The organism is Rhodococcus sp. AG1013, from assembly GCF_003350365.1.
In the GTDB taxonomy this organism is placed as follows: domain Bacteria; phylum Actinomycetota; class Actinomycetes; order Mycobacteriales; family Mycobacteriaceae; genus Prescottella.
On the sequence record NZ_QQAT01000032.1, the window covers coordinates 30,126 to 51,647 of the forward strand.

Annotated in this window: 18 protein-coding genes and 4 pseudogenes; 13 read left to right on the top strand and 9 right to left on the bottom strand. The window is 69.6% G+C overall.

Annotated elements, in window-relative coordinates; translation table 11 throughout:
- The first annotated feature begins 131 nt into the window (after positions 1-131).
- The 10 genes and pseudogenes from DEU38_RS26475 to hutG all read left to right on the top strand — a co-directional run bounded on the left by DEU38_RS26475 (position 132) and on the right by hutG (position 12,280).
- Positions 132-1,295: an acyl-CoA dehydrogenase family protein gene (locus DEU38_RS26475; protein ID WP_114724349.1), complete on the top strand. Its 1,164-nt coding sequence runs from the start codon at positions 132-134 to the stop codon at positions 1,293-1,295.
- A gap of 14 nt (positions 1,296-1,309) precedes the next feature.
- Positions 1,310-2,464, top strand: coding sequence for a CaiB/BaiF CoA-transferase family protein (locus DEU38_RS26480; RefSeq protein ID WP_114724350.1), 1,155 nt, complete (start codon positions 1,310-1,312; stop codon positions 2,462-2,464).
- Positions 2,465-2,516: 52 nt separating this feature from the next.
- On the top strand, positions 2,517-3,182 hold the full coding sequence (locus tag DEU38_RS26485) for an IclR family transcriptional regulator (RefSeq protein WP_114724351.1): 666 nt from the start codon (positions 2,517-2,519) through the stop codon (positions 3,180-3,182).
- A gap of 282 nt (positions 3,183-3,464) precedes the next feature.
- On the top strand, positions 3,465-4,253 hold the full coding sequence (locus DEU38_RS26490; protein WP_114724352.1) for an IclR family transcriptional regulator: 789 nt from the start codon (positions 3,465-3,467) through the stop codon (positions 4,251-4,253).
- A 152-nt stretch (positions 4,254-4,405) separates the two neighbouring features.
- The gene (gene hutH, locus DEU38_RS26495; RefSeq protein ID WP_114724353.1) at positions 4,406-5,965 is read left to right on the top strand and encodes a histidine ammonia-lyase; all 1,560 of its coding nucleotides are present in this window, start codon (positions 4,406-4,408) and stop codon (positions 5,963-5,965) included.
- Positions 5,962-7,041 carry a histidinol-phosphate transaminase gene (locus DEU38_RS26500; RefSeq protein ID WP_114724354.1) on the top strand — a complete coding sequence of 360 codons (1,080 nt, stop codon included), beginning with the start codon at positions 5,962-5,964 and terminating at the stop codon, positions 7,039-7,041. Before hutH ends, DEU38_RS26500 begins: the two co-directional genes overlap by 4 nt.
- A gap of 22 nt (positions 7,042-7,063) precedes the next feature.
- Positions 7,064-8,427: pseudogene (locus DEU38_RS26505) on the top strand (FAD-binding oxidoreductase).
- A gap of 180 nt (positions 8,428-8,607) precedes the next feature.
- On the top strand, positions 8,608-10,047 hold the full coding sequence (locus DEU38_RS26510; RefSeq protein WP_114724355.1) for a cytosine permease: 1,440 nt from the start codon (positions 8,608-8,610) through the stop codon (positions 10,045-10,047).
- 53 nt (positions 10,048-10,100) lie between these two features.
- A complete protein-coding gene (gene hutI / locus DEU38_RS26515; protein ID WP_114724356.1) occupies positions 10,101-11,318 on the top strand; it encodes an imidazolonepropionase in 1,218 nt (405 codons plus the stop codon).
- Complete coding sequence (gene hutG / locus DEU38_RS26520) at positions 11,315-12,280, top strand: formimidoylglutamase (RefSeq protein WP_114724357.1); 966 nt, start codon at positions 11,315-11,317, stop codon at positions 12,278-12,280. Before hutI ends, hutG begins: the two co-directional genes overlap by 4 nt.
- A gap of 29 nt (positions 12,281-12,309) precedes the next feature.
- Here the strand turns inward: hutG and DEU38_RS26525 are convergent, their stop codons facing one another.
- The 5 genes and pseudogenes from DEU38_RS26525 to DEU38_RS26545 form a co-directional block, all read right to left on the bottom strand.
- Positions 12,310-13,026 carry a maleylpyruvate isomerase family mycothiol-dependent enzyme gene (locus DEU38_RS26525; protein WP_114724358.1) on the bottom strand — a complete coding sequence of 239 codons (717 nt, stop codon included), beginning with the start codon at positions 13,024-13,026 and terminating at the stop codon, positions 12,310-12,312.
- Positions 13,027-13,034: 8 nt separating this feature from the next.
- Positions 13,035-13,140: pseudogene (locus tag DEU38_RS29565) on the bottom strand (2-hydroxyhepta-2,4-diene-1,7-dioate isomerase); the annotation flags it as partial.
- 65 nt (positions 13,141-13,205) lie between these two features.
- Positions 13,206-14,237, bottom strand: coding sequence for a 4-hydroxy-2-oxovalerate aldolase (gene dmpG / locus DEU38_RS26535; protein ID WP_114724359.1), 1,032 nt, complete (start codon positions 14,235-14,237; stop codon positions 13,206-13,208).
- Complete coding sequence (locus DEU38_RS26540) at positions 14,234-15,178, bottom strand: acetaldehyde dehydrogenase (acetylating) (protein WP_114724360.1); 945 nt, start codon at positions 15,176-15,178, stop codon at positions 14,234-14,236. Before DEU38_RS26540 ends, dmpG begins: the two co-directional genes overlap by 4 nt.
- A complete protein-coding gene (locus DEU38_RS26545; RefSeq protein ID WP_114724368.1) occupies positions 15,175-15,999 on the bottom strand; it encodes a 2-keto-4-pentenoate hydratase in 825 nt (274 codons plus the stop codon). Before DEU38_RS26545 ends, DEU38_RS26540 begins: the two co-directional genes overlap by 4 nt.
- A gap of 69 nt (positions 16,000-16,068) precedes the next feature.
- On the opposite strand from DEU38_RS26545, the gene DEU38_RS26550 reads away from it, so the two are divergent.
- Entirely contained in the window at positions 16,069-16,830 is a 762-nt protein-coding gene (locus DEU38_RS26550) for an IclR family transcriptional regulator (RefSeq protein ID WP_114724361.1), read from the top strand.
- A gap of 405 nt (positions 16,831-17,235) precedes the next feature.
- Here DEU38_RS26550 and DEU38_RS29570 read toward each other — a convergent pair.
- Positions 17,236-17,775: pseudogene (locus DEU38_RS29570) on the bottom strand (Lrp/AsnC ligand binding domain-containing protein); the annotation flags it as partial.
- Between DEU38_RS29570 and DEU38_RS29575 the strand changes: the two are divergent.
- Positions 17,766-17,918 (top strand): annotated as a pseudogene (locus tag DEU38_RS29575) (M20/M25/M40 family metallo-hydrolase); the annotation flags it as partial. The pseudogenes DEU38_RS29570 and DEU38_RS29575 overlap by 10 nt on opposite strands.
- A gap of 64 nt (positions 17,919-17,982) precedes the next feature.
- A complete protein-coding gene (locus tag DEU38_RS29580; RefSeq protein WP_258558176.1) occupies positions 17,983-18,408 on the top strand; it encodes a M20/M25/M40 family metallo-hydrolase in 426 nt (141 codons plus the stop codon).
- A 46-nt stretch (positions 18,409-18,454) separates the two neighbouring features.
- Here DEU38_RS29580 and DEU38_RS26565 read toward each other — a convergent pair whose 3' ends face one another.
- From DEU38_RS26565 to DEU38_RS26575, 3 genes are all read right to left on the bottom strand, one after another.
- A complete protein-coding gene (locus tag DEU38_RS26565; RefSeq protein ID WP_114724369.1) occupies positions 18,455-19,096 on the bottom strand; it encodes a TetR/AcrR family transcriptional regulator in 642 nt (213 codons plus the stop codon).
- 127 nt (positions 19,097-19,223) lie between these two features.
- Positions 19,224-20,324 carry a CaiB/BaiF CoA-transferase family protein gene (locus DEU38_RS26570; RefSeq protein ID WP_114724362.1) on the bottom strand — a complete coding sequence of 367 codons (1,101 nt, stop codon included), beginning with the start codon at positions 20,322-20,324 and terminating at the stop codon, positions 19,224-19,226.
- Between the two features lie 96 nt (positions 20,325-20,420).
- Positions 20,421-21,200, bottom strand: coding sequence for an enoyl-CoA hydratase (locus DEU38_RS26575; RefSeq protein WP_114724363.1), 780 nt, complete (start codon positions 21,198-21,200; stop codon positions 20,421-20,423).
- Positions 21,201-21,522: the final 322 nt, after the last annotated feature.

Sequence of the window (21,522 nt, forward strand, 5' to 3'; positions counted from 1 at the left end):
CGGGACGGACGAACTCCCTCTGGACAAACGACAGGACCGGATGCAATAGTCGTCGCATGCCACTAGATGGCAATCGACTTCCACTAGATGAAATCTAGCGATTCCCCCTCTCGTTCACCCAGGAGTTACCCGTGGCCACTCAGACGCTCGACGACACCCTCGACCTGTCCGAATTCCGCAGCACCGTCCGCGCTTTCGCGAACGCGGAGATCCTTCCCGGCGCGGCCGAGCGCGACGAGTCCAAGGAGTTCCCAGCTCGCCTGATGCGCCGCCTCGCCGAGCAGGACCTGATGGGCATCTCCGTCCCGGAGGAGTTCGGCGGCCTCGGCCTGTCGACCCGCGCCCAGCTGGTTGCGGTCGAGGAGGTCGCCCGCGCCGACGCCGCGCTGGCGTCGATCTACACCGCCCACTACCTGGGCCTCGAGCCGATCCTGGTCGGCGGCACCGAGGAGCAGAAGAAGCGCTGGCTGCCCGGACTGGCCTCGGGTGAGGTCCTCGCCGGCTTCGCGCTCACCGAGCCCGACGCGGGCTCGGACATCGCCTCCATGCGCACCGTGGCGCGCCGCGAGGACGACGGCTGGCACCTCTCCGGCTCCAAGACCTTCATCTCCAACGCCCGCGAGGCCGACCTCGTCGTGCTGTTCGCCAAGACCGACCCCTCGGCCGGCTTCCGCGGCATCACCGCGTTCGCCGTCCCGAAGGGCACGCCCGGCATCAGCTACTCGGAGCCGCAGGACAAGATGGGCATCCGCTCGGCGCCCACCTACACTGTCTACCTCGACGACGTGGTCCTGCCGCACGACGCAGTGATCGGCACCGAGGGCCGCGGCGGCAACATCGCGCTGACCGCCCTCAACCGCGCCCGCATCGACGTCGCCGCGATGGCCAACGGAATCGCGCTGCGCGCTTGGGAACTCGGCCGCGAGTACGCGTCCGAGCGCAAGCAGTTCGGGCACCCCATCTTCGAGTTCCAGGCCATCCAGCTGCTGCTCGGCGAGTGCGACGCCAAGCTCGTCGCCTCGCGGGTGACCGCCGACTGGGCGTCCGACGTCAAGGACGCCGGCCAGGACCTGCGCCGCGCCGCCTCGATCTCGAAGTTCGTGGCGACCGAGGCCTGCTTCTCCATCGTCGATCAGGTCGTCCAGATCCACGGCGGCGCCGGGTTCATGCGCGAGTCCGAGATCGAGCGCCTCTACCGCGACTGCCGGATCCTGCGCATCTTCGAGGGCACCTCGCAGATCCAGCTGCTCACCATCGCGGGCAACGCCCCGTCGATCCGTTCCACCGAGTACTGAGAGGGGAGGCGATCATGGTCACCCCCGCACTCCCCCCGCTCGACGGCGTCCGCGTCGTCGACCTGTCCCGCGTGCTCGCGGGCCCGTTCTGCACCGCGCTGCTCGCTGACGCCGGCGCCGACGTCGTCAAGATCGAGGCGAAGGCCGGTGAGGATTCCCGCCACCTCGGACCGTTCCGTGACGGTGAGAGCATCTACTTCAACGTCCTCAACCGCGGCAAGCGCTCGATCGCACTCGACCTCAAGGACCCCGAGGACCGGGAGTCGCTGCTGCAGTTGATCGCCGACGCCGACGTCGTCGTCGAGAACTTCCGTCCCGGCGTCACCAGCCGGCTCGGCATCGACTACGAGGCTGCGCGCGCCCGCAACCCGAAGATCGTCTACGCGTCGATCTCCGGCTTCGGGCAGAAGGGTCCGATGGCGGGCGCCGCGGCCTACGACCTCGTGGTCCAGGCCCTGTCCGGCGTCATGAGCATCACCGGCACCGAGGACTCCGGCCCCACCCGTCTGGGCGAATCGTTCGGCGACACCATCACCGGCGTCTTCGCCGCGTGGGGCATCAGCACCGCGCTGCTGGCCGCCCGTGCCACCGGCCAGGGGCAGCACCTCGACGTCGCGATGTTCGACAGCATGCTCGCGATGCTGCCCACCGCGCACAGCCAGCTCCAGGCGTCCGGCGCGACCCCAAAGCGGGTCGGTAACCGGCACCCCGTGTCGACGCCGTTCGACACCTACCGCGCCGACGACGGCCTGTTCGTCCTCGCGATCGCCAGCGAGAAGGGCTTCCAGACGCTGGCCCGGACCATGGGCCGCGAGGAACTGATCACCGACCCCCGGTTCACCGAGGACACCCTGCGCACCGAGAACGAGCCCGCGCTGCGCAAGGAGATCGAGGCGTGGGCCGCCGGCCGCACCGTCGCGCAGGTCCTCGAGCTGCTGGACGCGGCCGGCCTGGCCGGCTCCGAGGTGTGGGACGTCCAGCAGGCGCTCGGGTCGGAGCAGGCCCGCTACCGCGGTGTCGTGGAGACATTCGAGCATCCCAAGGCGGGCACGGTGTCGTACGTCCGGCAGCCGGTCGTCTTCGGCGACAGCGCGCGTCCGGCGGTGCGGCGCAGCCCGCTCCTCGACGAGCACCACGACGAGGTCCTCGGCGGAACGCCCACACGATAGATTCGTCGAACGGTCGGCCGAACGGTCGACGCCCTCGGCATGGGAGACACGCATGGCCCCCGGTGACGTGACGCGCAGCGTCAGTCGCACCTTCGAACTGCTCAGCGCGATCATCGAGCACGGTGGACTGACCCTCGCCGACGCCGCGAAGACGACCGACCTCGCGACCAGCACAGCGCTGCGGCTGATCCGCAGCCTCGAGCAGACCGAGTTCGTCCTGCGTGGCGAGGACAACGTGTACCGGGTCGGTCCCCGGCTACTGCAGATCGGCGCGAAGGCCATCGCCGACAACCAACTGCTCCTGCGGGCGCAGCCGGCCATGGCTGAGATCGCCGAGATCACCCGGGAGTCGACGTACCTGTCGGCTCCCGGGCCCCGGGGCACGGCGTTGTACATGGGGCAGATCGAGGGGACCCACGCCATCCGGCACATGGGGTGGGTCGGCCAGACCGTTCCCCTCGTCGGGACCGCGGTGGGCGCGGCCCTGCTCGGCGAGGTGGGCGCGGACGGATACGCCATCGCCCACGACACCATCGAGGACCACTCCACCGGCGTGGCCGCCCCGATCTACGACGCGATCGGCCGGATCGTGGGGGCACTGAGCGTCGTCGGACCCACGTTTCGACTCGACGACGACGTCTGCGCCCAGCACGGGCAGGTCCTCGTCGAGCGCTGCGCGCGACTGTCGGCCGAACTGGGCCGCACCGCCCCGTCGTAGTCCGAAGCCCGCCTGGGCCGCCGGCTGCTGGCTGCTGGCTGCTGGCTGCTGGCTGCTGGCTGCCGGCTGCCGGCTGCCGGCCGAATGTGACATTGGTTCGGTTGGACTGAACGAATGTCACATTCGGCCACCCACGACAGTTCGGAAACCGAGGCGTTTGGTCCACGGTCTCGTATCCGAGACAATGACGCGGCACGCCGGTCAGGACAATGACGCGGCACGCCGGTCAGGACAATGACGCGGCACCCCGGCCGATCGGCCGGGAACGAAAGGGGACGTTCGATGTCGACGAGCCGGGTCAAGTCCGCAGAGCGGGTGCTCGACGTGCTCGATCTGCTCGCCCGGCGGGGTGTGCCCATGGCGGCGACCGAGATCGCGAGTGAACTCGATCTGCCCAAGAGCACCACGCACCACCTGCTCAACGTGATGCGGGACCGGCGCTTCGTCTCCTACTGGCCCGACCAGCGGGCATGGACTCTCGGCGTCTCGGCGTTCGAGGTGGGGGCGTCGTACATGCGGTCCGGACCGCTGCATCGCGAGGGGCAACGCCACATGGTCGCGCTCACCCAGGCCGCGGACGAGACCTCGCACCTGGCGGTGCTGCAGGGGACCGACGTGATCTACCTGGACAAGCGCGAGCCGCTCAAGCCTGGCGTGCGGCTGGTGACGGAGGTCGGGACGCGACTGCCCGCGCATCTGACGGCCGTCGGACGCACGATCCTCGCGCGCCTCGACCCCGAGCAGCTCAGTGCGCTGTACGCCGGGTACACCTGGCCCACGCGTACCGGCGAGGGGCCGACGTCGCTCGACGACCTGCGGGCGCTCCTGAAGGCCGATCGCGAACTCGGGTACGCCGTGGAGCGGGACTCGACCACCAACGGTGTCACTTGCATCGCCGGCCCGGTGGTCACCCGGGAGGGACGTCCGGTCGCCGCGCTGGGTGTCGCGTACCTGACCGGGGCGCGCACTGACGCCGAGACCGCCGAACTGGCCCAGCTCGTCACGGACGCCGCCGCCCACTTCTCGGACAGCCTCAGCGACCGCATGGTCGAGGAATCCATCGAGTCCTGAACCGGAGTCCTGAACCGGCGATCCCCTTCGATCCGCCAATCCCCGCTCGCCTATTGTCTTACATACGAGACTATGGTCTCGTATACGAGACACAATCCTCACGGCCACCGATCCGTCGCGACCGCCGGGCCGTCCCTGCCTTCGGAGTCCCCATGACCCTCACCACCCAGTCCACCGACGTCGTCGACGTCGGACTCGGACCCGTCACGATCGAGGACGTCGTCGACGTCGCCCGCCGCGGCCACGGGGTGCGCCTCACCGACGACGCTCTCGCCGAGATCGCCCGCTCGCGCCGGCGCATCGAGGACCTCGCCGCCGACCCCCGTCCCGTGTACGGCGTCTCGACCGGCTTCGGCGCGCTCGCGACCCGGCACATTCCTCAGGAGATGCGAACCCAACTCCAGCGCAGCCTGGTTCGCTCGCACGCGGCCGGATCCGGGCCGGAGGTGGAACGCGAGGTCGTGCGCGCGCTGATGCTGCTGCGCCTGTCGACCCTCGCCACCGGCCGCACCGGCGTCCGGGTCGAGGTGGCGCAGGCATACGCCGATCTCCTCACGGCCGGGATCACCCCGGTGGTCCACGAGTACGGCAGCCTCGGCTGCTCCGGCGACCTCGCGCCGCTCGCGCACGTCGCCCTGGCGGTCACCGGAGAGGGCACGGTCCGCACCGCGGACGGCCGCCTCGTCGATGCCTCGGTCGCCCTGGCCGAGTGCGGACTCGAGCCCGTCGTCCTCGCCGAGAAGGAGGGCCTGGCGCTCATCAACGGCACCGACGGGATGCTGGGCCAGCTCGCGCTCGCGGTCACCGACCTCGACCACCTGCTCAAACTGGCCGACATCGCGGCCGCGATGAGCGTCGAGGGTTTGCTGGGCACGGATCGGGTGTTCGCAGCCGACCTGCAGGCGCTCCGCCCGCATCCCGGCCAGGCCGCCGCGGCCGCCAACATGTCCCGGCTACTCGACGGCTCCCCCATCGTCGCGAGCCATGCGGGCCCCGAGGACACCCGCGTACAGGACGCCTACTCGCTGCGCTGCGCACCGCAGGTGGCCGGCGGCGCGCGCGACACCGTCGAGCACGCCCGCACGGTCGCTCTGCGCGAACTCGCGTCCGCGGTGGACAACCCCGTCGTCACGGTCGACGGCCGTGTGGAGTCCAACGGCAACTTCCACGGCGCCCCCGTGGCCTACGTCCTCGACTTCCTCGCGATCGTCGCGGCCGACGTCGCGAGCATCAGCGAGCGCCGCACCGACCGGTTCCTCGACGTCGCCCGCAACCACGGGTTGCCGCCGTTCCTCGCCGACGACCCGGGCGTGGACAGCGGTCTCATGATCGCCCAGTACACCCAGGCCGCGATCGTCTCCGAGCTCAAGCGGTTGGCGGCGCCGGCCAGTGTCGACTCGATCCCGTCCTCGGCGATGCAGGAGGACCACGTCTCGATGGGCTGGTCCGGTGCCCGCAAGCTGCGCCGGGCCGTCGACGGTCTCACCCGCGTGCTCGCCATCGAGATCCTCACGGCCGCACGTGGAATCGATCTGCGCGTGCCGCTCGCGCCGGCAATCGGAACCGGCGCGGTGGTCCGCACACTCCGCGAGAGCGTCCCGGGTCCGGGCACCGACCGGTTCCTCGCGCCGGAGATCGAGCAGGCCGTCGCGCTGGCGGCCTCGGGCGCGCTCGTCGCGGCCGTCGAGGACGCGATCGGAGACCTGCAGTGACCCGCTCGATCGCCCTGCCCCGGGCCCGGCCCGAGATCGACGCGCTGCCCACGTATTCGAGGGCCTCGGGTGCCGCGACGGTGCGCTGGCGGGCGTCGAGCAACGAGTCGACCATCGCGCCCTCCCCGGCCGTCGTCGAGGCGATCGCCCGCGCCGGCGCGCACGGCCACCTGTACCCGACGCTGTTCGCGGACGATCTTGTCGCCGCTCTGGCCGATCGACTGTCCGTGCCCGCCGATTCGGTGCTGACGGGCGCCGGTTCGCTGGCGCTGCTGCAGCAGGTTCTCACAGCGTTCACCGGCCCCGGCACCGAGGTGGTCCACGCGTGGCGCAGCTACGAGGCGTACCCGATTCTCATCGGGATCGCGGGTGCCACAGCGGTTCCGGTACCGCTCGACGGGCGGCACCGCCACGACGTCGATGCGATGATCGCGGCGGTGACGCCCCGCACCCGCGCGGTCCTGGTGTGCAATCCGAACAACCCGACAGGCACCGAACTCACGGACTCCGAACTGCGGCACCTCCTCGACAACGTGCCGTCGGACGTCCTGGTGATCCTCGACGAGGCCTACCGCGAGTTCGGCGAGGAGCAGGCCGACGGCGTCGAGCTGCTCCGTGAGTTCCCGAATGTCGTCGTGCTGCGGACGTTCTCGAAGGCGTACGGGCTCGCCGGGCTGCGCGTGGGATACGCGATCGCCGGTTCCGCCGTCGCCGCTCCCCTGCACGCCGCCGCACCCCCGTTCGGTCTGAGTTCGGTCGCGGAGGCGGCGGCGTGCGCCGCCCTCGCCGAGTCGGCACACACCGACCGGATCGTGGAGTCGGTGCGAGCCGGTCGGCACCACGTCCGCTCGGGACTGGCCGCGCACGGATTCGAAACACCCTCCAGTGGAGGCAACTTCGTCTGGATCCCCGTCGGTGACCGGGCCACGACACTCGACGCCGCCTGCGTGGCGCACGGGGTGTCCGTCCGCACGTTCCCCGGCGAGGGCGTACGGGTGACCGTCGGCGACCGCGATGCCGAGGACGCTGTCCTCGCCGCCGTCGGCGACCTGACCTCGCTCCCCGCCGAACACTGACCGACGACGACAAGGAACCCAGATGTCCCTCACCGCGCTCGCCGACGCCCTCGGCTCGAGTCGACTCGTCACCGATCCCGACGTCATGGACGCCTACAGCCGCGACGAGGCACATCTCGCGGAGCCCGGCCGTCCGCTCGCAGTGTTGATCGCGGACTCCACCGACGACGTCGTCGCGGCGATGAAATGGGCCACCGCCCATCGCGTTCCGGTGGTCCCCCGCGGCGCCGGCAGCGGCCTGGCCGGCGGCGCCACCGCGATCGACGGCTGCCTCGTGGTGTCCACCGCCGCGATGCGCACGATCGTCGAAGTGAATCCGGCCGATCAGCTCGCGGTGGTGCAGGCCGGCGTCGTGAATGCCGACCTCGACCGCGCGGCCGCCGAGCACGGACTGATGTACGCCCCCGATCCGAGCAGCTTCCAGATCTCCACGATCGGCGGGAACATCGCCACCAACGCTGGCGGACTCCGCTGCGTCAAGTACGGCGTGACCCGGGACTCCGTCCTGGGTCTGGAGGTGGTCCTGTCCGACGGCCGGATCCTGCGGACCGGGCACCGCACCGTCAAGGGCGTCGCCGGCTACGACCTGACCGGGCTGCTGGTCGGTTCCGAGGGCACCCTCGGGATCGTCACGAGCGCAACCGTCCGTCTGCGGCCGCGGCCGGCTCGGGAGCCCGCGACGATCGTCGGCAGCTTCGCATCGCTGCGCGCTGCCGCGGACGCCGTCGCCGCGGTGGTGCGTGCCGGAATCGGACCGAGCCTGCTCGAGCTGATCGACCGGGCCACACTGGTCGCCGTCGACGAGTGGAAGCGCATCGGCCTGGAGTCCGGGACCGAGCGATGCTCATCGCGCAGGCCGACGGCCCCGACGCCGACGAGGCCGCCGCCGCGATCGAACGACACTTCACCGACGCGGGCGCCGACTTCGTCGCCCTGTCCCGGGACCCGGCCGAGTCGGCGCAGTTGCTCGAGATCCGCCGCCTGGCGTACCCGGCGGCCGAACGGCTCGGGCAGTGCCTGGTCGAGGACGTCGGCGTGCCGCGCTCGCGGCTGCCCGAGATGGTCGAGTCGATCGAGGAGATCTCGCGGCGCCACGGGGTGACCGTGATGACGGTCGCGCACGCCGGGGACGGCAACGTGCACCCGACGTTCGTGTTCGACCGCCTCGCCGACGGGTCCGTCCCGGATGCCGTCTGGACGGCCGCCGACGAGGTGTTCCGGCGCGCGCTCGAGCTGGGTGGCACCCTTACAGGTGAGCATGGCGTCGGGGTGTTGAAGCGACGCTGGATGGCGCTCGAAGTGGGAGAGACAGGTTTGGACATCCATCACGCGGTGAAGGCCGCATTCGATCCGCTCGGTCTGATGAATCCCGGAAAGGGCTTCTGACCGTCGACCAGGACAAACAATCCGGTTACAAACCTGAATGTTGACAGACCTGTATATACAGGCCTATACATTTCCCAGCGACATGGCGTGATCCAGCGCACAAGCACCGAAGAAGGTGGGCATCACCCCCGGAAGTCGACCCCGCCGCACGGTGCGGTCACCGCAGAAAGAGCAGGCCCAATGACACACGACGGCAGCACGTCCGAGGTGCTCCTCGCCCCGGAGCGGCGCACCATCGACGTCGTCCCCGACGACGAACGGCACGGCACTCCCCGCAGCCAGTTCACGCTGTGGTTCGGCGCGAACATGCAGATCACGGCCGTCGTCGACGGCGCCCTGGCCGTCGTCTTCGGCGCCGACGCGCTGTGGGCCATCATCGGCCTGCTGATCGGCAACGTCCTCGGCGGTGCCGTGATGGCCCTCCACTCGGCACAGGGCCCCCGCATGGGCCTGCCGCAGATGATCTCCAGTCGCGCCCAGTTCGGTGTCAAGGGCGCGGTCATCCCGCTCGTGCTGGTGATCCTGATGTACCTCGGCTTCGCCGCCACCGGCACCGTCCTAGCCGGTCAGGCCGTGAACAAGGTCCTCGGCATCGACAACGCCACCGTCGGCATCGTGATCTTCGGGTTGCTCACGGCATTCGTCGCCGTCACCGGCTACAAGCTGATCCACATCGTCGGCCGCATCGCCACCGTCGTCGGCATCATCGGATTCACGTACCTGGCGATCCGTCTCTTCCTCGAGTACGACGTCCTCGATTACGTCGGCGTCGTCGACTTCGACTTCGTGACGTTCCTGCTCGCGATCTCCCTCGGCGCCGGCTGGCAGCTCACGTTCGGTCCGTACGTCGCCGACTACTCCCGCTACCTGCCCCGCGAGACCAGCGAGCGCACCACGTTCTGGTCGACCTTCCTCGGCAGCGTCATCGGTTCGCAGTGGTCGATGACCTTCGGTGCCCTCGTCGCGGCCGTCGCGGGCGACGCCTTCCTCGGCAACCAGGTCGGCTTCATGGGCGACCTCGCCGGTCCCGCCATCATCGCGTTCCTGATCTACCTGGTGATCGTGACCGGCAAGCTGACGGTCAACGTCCTCAACGCGTACGGCGGCTTCATGTCGATCCTCACCACCGTCACCGCGTTCGACGGCCGGTCGCAGATCTCGACGAAGGCCCGCTCGTTCTACATCCTCGGCTTCACCGTCGTCTCGATGTTCATCGCGATCGCGGCGAGCGCGGACTTCCTGGACAACTTCAAGAACTTCGTCCTGGTGCTGCTGATGGTGTTCACGCCGTGGAGCGCGATCAACCTGATCGACTACTACCTGATCTCGAAGGAGCGCATCGACATCCCGGCGCTGTACGACCCGAACGGGCGCTACGGAGCCTGGAACGTCCCGGCGCTGGTCGTCTACGCCGTCGGCGTGCTCGCGCAGATCCCGTTCCTCGCGCAGAAGATGTACACCGGCCCGATCACCGAGATGCTCGGCGGCGCGGACATCTCGTGGATCGTCGGCATCGTCCTGACCGGCGCGATCTACTACCCGGTCGCCAAGCGGACCAACAACCCGCCGGCCGCCATGATCTACCCCGCCCACACCGCGATGGTCGACAGCCGGGTCTGATCCCGGTCACCGACCACCGATTCCCCCTCACCACAGTCACCTAGGAGCCTCACGTGACCACGACCGGTCCCCGGACCACCGCACTGACGAACATCGGCACCCTCGTCACCAACGACCCCACGCTGGGCGAGGGAGCACTGGGTGTCCGGCACGACGCTGCGGTCGTCTTCGAGGACGGCGTGGTCGCGTGGGTGGGTGACTCCGCGGACGCCCCGGCCGCCGACGCCGGTTTCGATCTCGGCGGACGGGCCGTGCTGCCCGGCTTCGTCGAGAGCCACTCGCACCTGGTGTTCGCGGGCGAGCGGGCCGAGGAGTTCGCGGCCCGCATGGCGGGCGAGAAGTACGCGGCGGGCGGCATCCGCACCACGATCGAGGCGACGCGGGCCGCGAGCGACGACCAGCTCGCCGCGAACGTGCGCCGGCTGCTCGACGAGTCGCTGCGCTCCGGCAGCACCACCGTCGAGATCAAGAGCGGTTACGGCCAGAGCACGCGGGACGAGCTGCGCAGCGTGCAGGTCGCGGGCCGGTTCACCGACGAGGTCACGCTGCTGGCCGCGCACGTCCCGCCGCCCGAGTACGCGGGCCGCGGCGACGAGTACGTGGCGATGGCGGTCGACGAGATGATCCCGGCGTGCGCCCCGTACGCGAAGTGGATCGACGTGTTCTGCGAGCGCGGCGCGTTCACCGTCGAGCAGTCGCGCGCCGTCCTCACCGCCGGCGTCGCCCACGGCCTGATCCCCCGCGTGCACGGCAACCAGCTCGGCGAGGGCCCGGGCGTGCAGCTGGCCGTCGAGATGGGTGCGGCCTCGGTCGACCACGTCACCTACGTCACCGACGCCGACATCGACGCTCTCGCCGGTAGCTCGACGGTCGCGACGCTGCTGCCCGGCGCCGACTTCTCCACCCGCAACCAGTACCCCGGCGCCCGCGCACTGCTCGACGCCGGTGTCACCGTCGCGCTGGGCGCGGACTGCAACCCCGGTACCTGCTACACCACGAGCCTGCCGTTCTGCATCGCCATCGCCGTCCGCGACATGCACATGACGCCGGCCGAGGCCGTGTGGGCCGCGACCGCCGGTGGTGCCCGCGCACTGCAGCGCGAGGACGTCGGCAGCCTGCGGATCGGTGCCCGCGCCGACGCGATCGCGCTCGACGCGCCGTCGTACCTGCACCTCGCCTACCGTCCGGGCGTGCCGCTGATCCGCGAGGTGTTCAAGGACGGCGTCCTGGTCGGTGCATCCGCCACTGCTGTCGCCGGGAGCCTCGCATGAGCCACGAGATCGTCGTCGACGTCGCCCCTGCGCCCTGGACCGGCCGCACCGACGGCGACACCCCGGAACACCTGCGCTGGCACCAGGCCATCGCGCCCTACTCCCCCGAACCGGACACCGGCAGCGTGCTGATCGGCTTCGCGAGCGACGAGGGCGTCCGGCGCAACAAGGGACGGCGCGGCGCCGCCGACGGCCCCCGCGCCCTGCGCGCCGCGCTCTCCTCGATGGCGCTCGCCGAGCCCCTGCCCATCGCGGACGCCGGCACGGTGACCGTGACCGGCGAGGAACTCGAAACAGGCCAGGCCGCGCTCGGTCGCGCCGTCACAGCGGCAATCGATGCGGGACGGCTGCCCGTCGTCCTCGGCGGCGGCCACGAGGTCGCGTACGGCACCTATCTCGGCGTGGCACCCTCGCAGCTGCGGAAGCGGCACCCCCGCCTGGGCATCCTCAATCTCGACGCCCACTTCGACCTGCGCAGCGACCCGGTCCCCAGTTCCGGCACCCCGTTCCGGCAGATTGCCGAGGCCGAGGATGCCGCCGGCACCAGCCACCGCTACGACGTGATCGGGATCAGCCAGCCCAGCAACACCACGGCCCTGTTCGACACCGCTGATCGGCTCGGCGTCCGGTACCTCTTGGACGATCGGTGCGGGATCGCGGACCGCGCGGTGGTCGACGAGTTCGTCACCGCTTTCCTCGACGACGTCGACATCGTCTATCTGACAATCGATCTGGACGTGCTGCCCGCCGCCGTCGCACCCGGTGTCAGCGCACCCGCGGCCTACGGCGTGCCGCTGGAGACGATCCAGCGGGTGTGCGATCAGGTGAGCGCGAGCGGGAAGCTGGCGGTTGTCGACGTCGCCGAACTCAACCCGTCGCTCGACGTCGACAACCGGACCGCCCGCACCGCGGCACGGCTCATCCACCGCATCGTCACCGGGCACGTTCCACCGGCGCGCTGAATCGACAACGGCGCCGTCCCGGTTCGGATCTACAGCCAGCGAGGCGGTTGTAGATCCGAACCGGCGGTCATCCCGACCGCCCCACGACCGGACGCCCAGCGCACGACGGACACGAGTGGGCCCACGACCGCGCCCGTGACCGGCGCGTCCTCCTGCACGACCACCAGCCTGCGCCCGCCGACCTCGAGCACGAGCCCCGCACCGTCGCCCCTGCCTCGCCACATCCCGACGATGTCGTCGAGGAGCGAGTCGAGGACGACGTCGGGGAACTCGTCGAAGCGCCCACCGTTCCCGAGGTCGACCGTGTGGATCCACACCTCGCGGCTGCGCATCCATGCGGTCTCCGACGCCGGCACCATCCGCCCCTGTGCGGTCCGCACCTGCGCGGCCCACGCCTCCCGAGGGAGGGTGCGCCACTGCTCGTCGAGCCGGGCGGCTGTGTGGGTGAAGAGGTTTCGCAACGAACCGGCACTCAGCGTGGCGCCCTCGTCGATCTCCCGGGCCCGCTGCTGCATCGATTCGTACATGGGCGTCTCCACACCCGTCGCAGCCCAGTCGAGGATCCGGCACAGCGCGGCGGCGTTGTAGCCGACGTGCGCGACGAGGTGCTTTCGCGTCCACCCTTCGAGCAGGCTCGGACCCGACAGGTCCGCGTCGGACACCGCCGCGAGCCGCTGCGCGAAGTACGCGGTCCCCTCACGCGCGAGGTCCAGTCGCTCGGACAGATCCAGATCGTTGAAGGCCACGAACGCTCCTACCTGACGACGGTCTTGTTGCGCACCGAGCCCAGTCCCTCGATGCTCACCTCGACCGTATCCCCGTCACCGATGTAGCGCGGGCCTGCGGGCGTGTCCGCAACCCTCGAAAACAGCTCGGGCGCTGTGACCGGAAAAGGTCACAGCGCCCGAGAGGGAGATGCCTGAGATCAGGCGCTCTGGCCCTCGCGCTCGGCGACGAGCGTCAGCGCGATGTCGACGAGCATGTCCTCCTGGCCACCGACGAGGCGACGCTTGCCGGCCTCGAGGAGCAGCGTGCGGACGTCGACGCCGTAGCGGGCCGACGCGGCCTCGGCGTGGCGCAGGAAGCTCGAGTACACGCCGGCATAGCCGAGGGTGAGAGTCTCGCGGTCGACGCGGACCGGGCGGTCCTGCAGCGGCCGGACGATGTCGTCGGCGGCATCCTGCAGCGCGAAGACGTCGCAGCCGTGCTTCCACTCGTGCAGGTCGGCGACGGCGATGAAGGGCTCGATGGGGCAGTTGCCCGCACCGGCGCCGTGCCCGGCGAGCGATGCGTCGACGCGGTAGACGCCCTCCTCGACGGCGACGACGCTGTTCGCCACCGACAGGGAGAGGTTCTCGTGCGCGTGGATGCCGATCTCGGTGCCCTCGTTGAGGACCTCCTTGTAGGCGCGGACGCGGTCACGGACACCGTTCATGGTCAGGCGTCCGCCCGAGTCGGTGACGTAGACGCAGTGCGCGCCGTACGACTCCATGAGCTTGGCCTGCTTGGCCAACTCCTCGGCGGGTGCCATGTGGCTCATCATCAGGAAGCCGGAGACGTCCATGCCGATCTCGCGGGCCGTCTCGATGTGCTGCGCGGAGACGTCGGCCTCGGTGCAGTGCGTCGCGATGCGGACCGAGCGCACACCCAGCTTGTAGGCGTGCTTGAGCTCCTCGATGGTGCCGACACCCGGCAGCAGCAGGGTGGTCAGGCGGGCGTTCTCGAGGACGTCGGCCGCAGCCTCGATCCACTCCCAGTCGGTGTTGGAACCCGGGCCGTAGTTCACGGAACCGCCGGCGAGTCCGTCACCGTGCGCGACCTCGATCGCGTCGACACCGGCAGCGTCGAGAGCCTTGACGATGCGCTTGACGTCCTCCGGCGAGATGCGGTGACGCACGGCGTGCATGCCGTCGCGCAGCGTGACGTCCTGGACGAAGATGGTGGGGTTCGTGCTCATCGGGTGGCTTCCTTCTTCTGGGCGATCCGCTCAGCGATCTGCAGTCCGGCAGAGGTCATGATGTCGAGGTTGCCTGCGTAGGCGGGCAGGTAGTGCCCTGCGCCCTCGACCTCGAGGAAAATCGACACCTGGTGGGTCGGGCGATTGCCGCCGTCGATCAGGGTCTCGACCGGCTGATCTGCGGGGATCTCCGAGATCTGGACCTGCTGCTTGAGGCGGTAGCCGGGCACGTACGCCGAGACGTCGCCGACCATCTTCGCGACGGACTCGCGGATCTGGTCGTGGGTGGCCGGGTCCGACGCGTCCACGAGGCAGAAGACCGTGTCGCGCATCATCAGCGGCGGCTCGGCCGGGTTCAGGATGATGATCGCCTTGCCGCGCTTGGCGCCACCGACGGACACGATCGCACTGGACGTGGTCTCGGTGAACTCGTCGATGTTGGCGCGGGTGCCCGGGCCGGCGGACTTCGACGCGATCGACGCGACGATCTCGGCGTAGGCAACCGGGACGACCCGGGAGACGGCCGCGACCATCGGGATCGTGGCCTGGCCACCGCAGGTCACCATGTTGACGTTCGTGGCGTCGAGGTGCTCGTCACCGTTGACGGCGGGCACGACGAACGGGCCGATCGCGGCGGGGGTGAGGTCGATCATGCGCTTGCCCAGCGGGCGCAGACGCGCGTCGTTGACGACGTGAGCCTTCGCCGACGTCGCGTCGAAGACGATGTCGATCTCGTCGAAGTTGGGAAGGCCGACGAGGCCCTCGACGCCCTCGGCGGTGATCGGCACGCCCATGGACGCGGCGCGCGCGAGACCGTCGGATGCGGGGTCGATGCCGACCATCGCGCCCATCTCCAGGTGCTCCGAATGGTTCAGCACCTTGATCATCAGATCGGTGCCGATGTTGCCCGATCCGATGATCGCGACCTTGACCTTGCTCATGCCTCGGTTCCTTCCTTGAAACGGGTGGTCACGACACCGAGTCCGGACACGGAGACGGTGACGACGTTGCCGGCCTGGACCGGTGCCATCGGGCCGAGCGCACCGGACAGGATGACCTGACCGGCCCGCAGCGGCTGGCCCAGCTCGCGCGCCGTGCGGGCGAGCCACACGACGGCCTCGATCGGGTCGCCCAGGCAGGCTGCACCGTTGCCGCTGGACACCTCACGACCGTCGACGGCCATCGACATGACGACGTCCACGGGCTCGAACTCGTCGAGGGTGCGGCGCTGCGTGCCGAGGACGTAGACGCCGGACGACGCATTGTCGGCGACGGTGTCGCCGAAGCGGATGTCCCAGTTCTCGATGCGGCTGTCGCAGATCTCCAGCGCGGCGACCGCGTACTCGATGGCGTCGCGCACCTGCGCGGCGTCGAGCGGTCCGTCGATCAGGTCGGCGCCGAGCACGAAGCCGACCTCGCCCTCGATCTTGGGCTGGATCAGCAGGTTCATCGGGATGTCTTCACCGTCGGCGAACTGCATGTCGTCGAACAGGACGCCGAGATCGGGCTGGTTGACGCCGAGCTGCTGCTGGACAGCCTCCGACGTGAGGCCGATCTTGCGGCCGACGACGACGGCGCCCGCCTGCATGCGCAGGTCGTTGACGCGGTTCTGCACGGCATACGCGGCCGCGAGGTCGTCGGCGCCGATCAGGTCGCGGATGGGCGCACAGGGCACACCGGCCGCGGCGGCCGACGCGAGGCGTTCCGCGGCAGCGGCGATAGCGGACTCGCTCACCGCGGTGGAGTTCGTGGGCTGGCTCATGACGCCTACTGTGCTGGGCGGAAGCCCCGCAGGCCAACCTTTCGTCTCACTCAGCGATACGCTCGATGCATGACCGGAGCCACCAACCTCGACACGGTCCTCGGCAAGGCGGTGACGATCCTGCGTGCCTTCCGCCCCGAGGACCACGTGGTCTCCCTCGCCGAGCTGGTCCGCCGGACCGGACTGCACAAGGCGACCGTGCACCGCCTCGCGAAGGAACTGGTCGCGAACCGACTGCTCGACCGCGTGGACGACGGCTACCGCCTCAGCGGCGGCCTGTTCGAACTCGGCATGCTCGCCTCGCTCGAGCGCAGCCTGCTCGAGATGGCGATGCCGTTCCTGCAGGACCTGTACGAGCGCACCCACGAGACCGTGCACCTCGGGGTGCGCGACGGCCACGACGTGGTCTACGTCGCGAAGATCGGCGGCCACCGCCAGGCGAACGCCCCGTCGCGCACCGGCGGACGGATCCCCCTGCACTGCTCCGCGATCGGCAAGGCACTGCTCGCGAACTCCGATCCGGAGCTGCGCCGCGAGGTCCTCTCCTCCCCGATGGTCCGAAGGACCCCGCACACCGTCGTGGCGCCGGGAATCCTGCGCGGCCAGCTCGACAAGGTGGTGGAGACCGGGGTGGCCTTCGAGCGCGAGGAGTCGGCGCTGGGCATCGCGTGCGTGGCGGCACCGGTCTTCGGACCCGACGACCGCATCGTCGCGGCGATCAGCGTCACCGGGCCCACCAACCGCTACCGGCCCGAGAGCCAGGTCGACGCCGTCCGGGCGGCCGCCGAGGGGCTGCGCAGCACCATGTCCCGCCGCGAGCGGCTCCGCTGACGTCAGCCCCGCGCCCGCCTCCACCGGATCCGACCAGACGTCCATGGGAACGCACTCGACGCTGCGCCCGACGTCGTCGAGGATGCGCCCCATCCGCTCGAAGAACCGGAGGGTGATGGAGCGGTCGAGAATCTCGAGCGACGGCACCGCCCGCCGCAGCAGTTGCTCCACGCGGTGCACGTCCTCGAGCGAACGGACCCACACCGAGTAGAAGAAGTTGGCCGGCGCGCCGGTGACGACGAGGCACGCACGGGTCTCCGGCCACGCGGACAGACGCTTGGCCACGTCGTCGCATTCGTCGACCGGCACGCGGGCCCACATCCACACCGAGACCGGCCATCCCGAGAGCGGTTGCGCGACATCGCAACGCAGCAGCACCGCGTGCCGGTCCAGTAGCGCGTTCAGTCGGCGGCGTGCGGTACTGACCCTGCAGTCGACTTCCGCCGCGATGTCGGCGAGGGGCGTGCGGCCGTCCTGGAACAGGGCCCGGATCAGCGCCCGGTCCGCCTCGCCGAGCGGGCGCGGCGGCGACGCGGCCCGCTGCCCGCGGGCGTCCATCTGTGCACGCTGGTCCGCATCGAGGGCCTGCAACTGCCAGTCGCCGCCCATCGCGTACGGACGGATCACGAGATGCGTTCGGGTCGATCGGATTCCGGGAAGCGACTCGACGGAGGTCAGCAGCATGCCCGCCAGCGACGCCAGGTCGGGCACGCTGACGGTGAGTAGCAGATCCCTTGAGCCACTGGCGTGTTCGACGGTCAGCACGTGCGGCCACCGCACCAGGGCCTCGGCGGTCGCGAGCACCTGTCCGGCCTCGCACTCGATCTCGACGAGCGCGGCCGTCTGCGGCCCTGCGGGATGCACCGTGACCCAGGCCGACGCTCCCGGTGGGCGAGCGCGTGAACATCGACTACGCCTCGACGGTCCCGGGACACATGCACGCATGCGGACACGACCTGCACACGTCGATGCTGGTGGGCGCCGCGCACCTGCTGTCGGCGCGGCGCGAGAACCTCGCCGGCGACATCGTGTTCATGTGCCAGCCGGGCGAGGAGGGATACGACGGTGCCGGACACATGCTGGCAGAAGGAGTCCTCGAGGCGTCCGGCACGCGTCCGGTGGCCGCGTACGGTCTGCACGTGAGGCCTGCGCGTGGACGTCGACTACTCCGAGCAGTATCCGGTGACCGTCAACGACGACACCGAGGCCGAGTTCGTCGCCGATGTCGTCTCGCAGGTGCACGGCCCGGAACGGTTCGCGTGGCAACCGGACCCGGCGAGCTTGTCCGAGGATTTGTCGCGGGTGCTGAACGAGATTCCGGGCGCGTTCGTGTTCCTCGGCGCGTGCCCCGCGGACCGGGATCCGACGGCGGCCGCGTACAACCATTCGCGGCTCGCGGAGTTCGATGACGGCGTCCTCGGCGACGGCGCCGCCCTCTACAGCGAACTGGCGCTGCGCCGACTGGCTGTGGCGGCCCCGGAACAGGCAGCTGATCCGGTCCCCGGTCCGCACGTTTTCCCCGCGCGGGCCGGGGACGGGATCACGTGGCCAGCAGTCCCTTCGAGATGCGCCACCTGAATCTCGTGCTGCCGAGACTTTCAGCCGACCCCGTTGGTCGCGCCGCCTACCCCGAGACCTCGGGCATGCCCGGTACCCGGGTCGCACCGACCATCCTGAGAGCGATCACGACGTACTTCCGGGCGACTACCTCCGGGCTGTGCATGCCCTCCGCGTGGTACCACCGGGGAATCACCTGGCACATACCGAGAATCGCCCGGGTGGTCTCGGCGGGATCGTCCACGTCGAACTCCCCGGTCCCGTTTCCGTCATTCACGATGTCGAGCACCAGGCCCTCGACGCCCTTCCGGACCGCGCGGTAGCGCTCCCAGTTCTCCGGCCCCAGGTACCGCGCTTCGCCCTCGAGGGCAGCCAGCAGTGCACGGTTGGTCATCTGCAACACGATCGTGAAGATCACGTTGGCCAAGCGCTGTACCGGATCGTCGTCGCCTGCGGCGTTCGCAGCGAGCGACCGGGAATGCAGGTCCCCGATGCTGCGCTCGAGAAGCGCGATGAGCAATCCTTCCTTGCTCTGGTGGTGGTAGTACAGGGACGGGACGGTGACGCCGACCCGACGAGCAATCTCCCGCACCGATGCCCCGTGGAAGCCCGACTCGTAGAAGGCGTCGAGCGACGCCGACAGAATGGGCGTCAGCTCCAACCGCTCCAGGCTGCACCAGTCACCCGGATCATCTGCATCTTCAGCCACGTCTGTCGACAACTTCGCCACCTGACCACACCTATCGTTCACGTTGTGCTGATGATCCGAGATTACTCGAGCGTCCTTCGATTTCCGATCGGCTCCGGTACCGCCGGCCGGCCCGGACACCGGAGAGTCAGTGCCCCAACCACTCCCGCAAAACGTCGGGGCCGTCTGCCCCCACCGGCCGCGGCGGGGTCGGCATTCCCGGCGAGCTCCGCGAGAACCGCGGTGCCGGCGCGGCCTGGGTGACGCCGTCGACATCCACGAGTGTGCCGCGCTCTCGGAGATATGAGTCCTCGGCGACCTCGTCGAAGGACAGCACCGGTGTCACGCACGCATCGGTGCCGTCGAACACGTCGATCCAGTGTTCGCAGCCCTTCGAGGCGATGACCTCGGAGAACCTCGCCCGCAACGTCGGCCAACCGGACCGGTCGTTCTGATCCGGCAGGTCCGCATCCGTGAGCCCCAGCCCGTCCAACAGTGCCCGGTAGAACTGCGGCTCGATGGCACCGACCGCCACGGCTCGCCCGTCAGCGCAGGCGTACGTGTCGTAGAACGGCGCGCCACCGTCGAGGAGATTCGTACCTGCGCTCGACGACCACTGACCGAATCCACGCATCGCCCACATCATCTGGGACAGCACGGCTACCCCGTCGAGCATGGCCGCGTCGATCACCTGGCCGCGACCCGACTGCTGTCGCTCGAACAACGCCGACAGGATGCCGACCAGCAGGAACATCGAACCGCCGCCGAAATCGCCCACCAGGTTCAACGGTGGCACGGGGCGCTCGTCCGGCCGCCCGATCGCGTGCAACGCGCCGGTCAGCGAAATGTAGTTGATGTCGTGACCGGCCCGTGAGGCCATGGGGCCGGTCTGCCCCCAACCTGTCATCCGGGCGTAGACCAGCCTCGGATTGACTTCGGCGCACGGTTCGGGCCCGAGCCCGAGACGTTCGGCCACACCGGGCCGGTACCCCTCGATCAACACGTCGGCCTTCGAGATCAGCCGCAGCACCATGTCACGCTCGGCGCTGTTCTTCAGGTCGGCAGCAACCGAACGCCGGTTGCGCAGCATGTGGTCCGGATTGCCGTCCAGTGCGTCGGGGGTGCTGGAACTCGGCCGTTCGATGCGCACGACGTCGGCACCGAGATCACCCAGGATCATCGCGGCGTGCGGTCCGGGGCCGATACCGGCGAGCTCTATCACCCTCAGCCCGTCGAGAGGTCCGGTCATGAATCAGTCCTTTCCCGATCGGCACCCGGATCACTACCGGCACCGTTCAGAGGTTTCAGAGGTTTCGATCGATCGGTGTGTCGACACCGACTACGGTCAGCGCCCGAACCGCGCGGCCCGCTTGTTCTGGAACGCGTCGACGCCCTCCGCGAAGTCCGCGGCGGCGAGCAACTCGAGTTGCCCCTCCCGCTCACGCTCGAAGGCCGTGTCGAGCTGTCCGAGCGTCGCGGCGTTGATCGCGGCCTTGGTCTTTCGGAAGGCCACAGCGGGCCCGGCGGCCAGGCGCCCCGCGAGTGCCTCGACCTCCGTGTCGAATTCGTCGTCGGCGTAGACCTGCGCGATGAGTCCCGCATCCAACGCTTCGGCAGCTCCGAGGCGCTCCGCCAACAGCGCCAACGCCATCGCCCGCGCCCGCCCGACCGAGGCGGCAACCAACGCGGTGGCACCGCCGTCCGGCATCAGGCCGATTCTGGTGAAAGCCAGTAGAAAGTAGCTGGATTCGGATGCCACCGTGAGGTCACAGGCCAATGCCAGCGACACACCGACTCCCGCGGCGGGGCCCCGGACGGCTCCGATCACCGGTTGCGGGAAGGTGCGAATCGTGTCGGCGACCCGGTTGGCGGCATCGATCACTGCCGGCGACGGCGGAGCGGAGAGGTCCAGGCCCGCCAGGTCGGCCCCGGTGCAGAACGCACGACCGGAGCCGGCAAGGACTGCGACCCGAACATCGGGGTCGGCGGAGTGCTTCTCGAACGCATCAGCAATCGCGTCCAGCGTCTCGGTGCGGACGGCGTTCATGCTCGCAGGTCGGTCGATGACGACGCGCAGGACACCGTCCTCGACGGTACTGACGACACCCGGTTCGGTCGTTGTCACAGTGAGCTCCTTCGGTTGTCAGTTGCAGATTCGGAGGGCCACTCGAGCAGTGGCGGATGAGTCTCGCGCAAGGAACGATCCGAGTCACTCGGTGCGTCGGTGCAGCGTCACGATGCCCATCAGATCAACTTAGCGTGCGATAGATAGCACCCGCCGTCGGCACTCCCTGCCCGCCATGGTACCAATTTAGCGATCGTTAAGTAAGTAGGATCATCTTGAAGGAGTCCCATGGCCGACGAGCCGACCAACACTGAGCCCGCCGCGCTGTACGAGCGCCGCGGCAGCGTCGCGATCATCACCCTCAACCGCCCGCGGGCACTGA

Excerpts from the sequence above, each read along its gene's own strand:
- DEU38_RS26485 (WP_114724351.1), top strand. The coding sequence starts at position 2,517 with ATGGCCCCCGGTGACGTGACGCGCAGCGTCAGTCGCACCTTCGAACTG.
- hutG (WP_114724357.1), top strand. The coding sequence starts at position 11,315 with ATGAGCCACGAGATCGTCGTCGACGTCGCCCCTGCGCCCTGGACCGGC.
- DEU38_RS26510 (WP_114724355.1), top strand. The coding sequence starts at position 8,608 with ATGACACACGACGGCAGCACGTCCGAGGTGCTCCTCGCCCCGGAGCGG.
- DEU38_RS26550 (WP_114724361.1), top strand. The coding sequence starts at position 16,069 with ATGACCGGAGCCACCAACCTCGACACGGTCCTCGGCAAGGCGGTGACG.
- dmpG (WP_114724359.1), bottom strand. The coding sequence starts at position 14,237 with ATGAGCACGAACCCCACCATCTTCGTCCAGGACGTCACGCTGCGCGAC.
- DEU38_RS26480 (WP_114724350.1), top strand. The coding sequence starts at position 1,310 with ATGGTCACCCCCGCACTCCCCCCGCTCGACGGCGTCCGCGTCGTCGAC.
- DEU38_RS26545 (WP_114724368.1), bottom strand. The coding sequence starts at position 15,999 with ATGAGCCAGCCCACGAACTCCACCGCGGTGAGCGAGTCCGCTATCGCC.
- DEU38_RS26490 (WP_114724352.1), top strand. The coding sequence starts at position 3,465 with ATGTCGACGAGCCGGGTCAAGTCCGCAGAGCGGGTGCTCGACGTGCTC.
- DEU38_RS26570 (WP_114724362.1), bottom strand. The coding sequence starts at position 20,324 with ATGACCGGACCTCTCGACGGGCTGAGGGTGATAGAGCTCGCCGGTATC.
- DEU38_RS26540 (WP_114724360.1), bottom strand. The coding sequence starts at position 15,178 with ATGAGCAAGGTCAAGGTCGCGATCATCGGATCGGGCAACATCGGCACC.
- hutH (WP_114724353.1), top strand. The coding sequence starts at position 4,406 with ATGACCCTCACCACCCAGTCCACCGACGTCGTCGACGTCGGACTCGGA.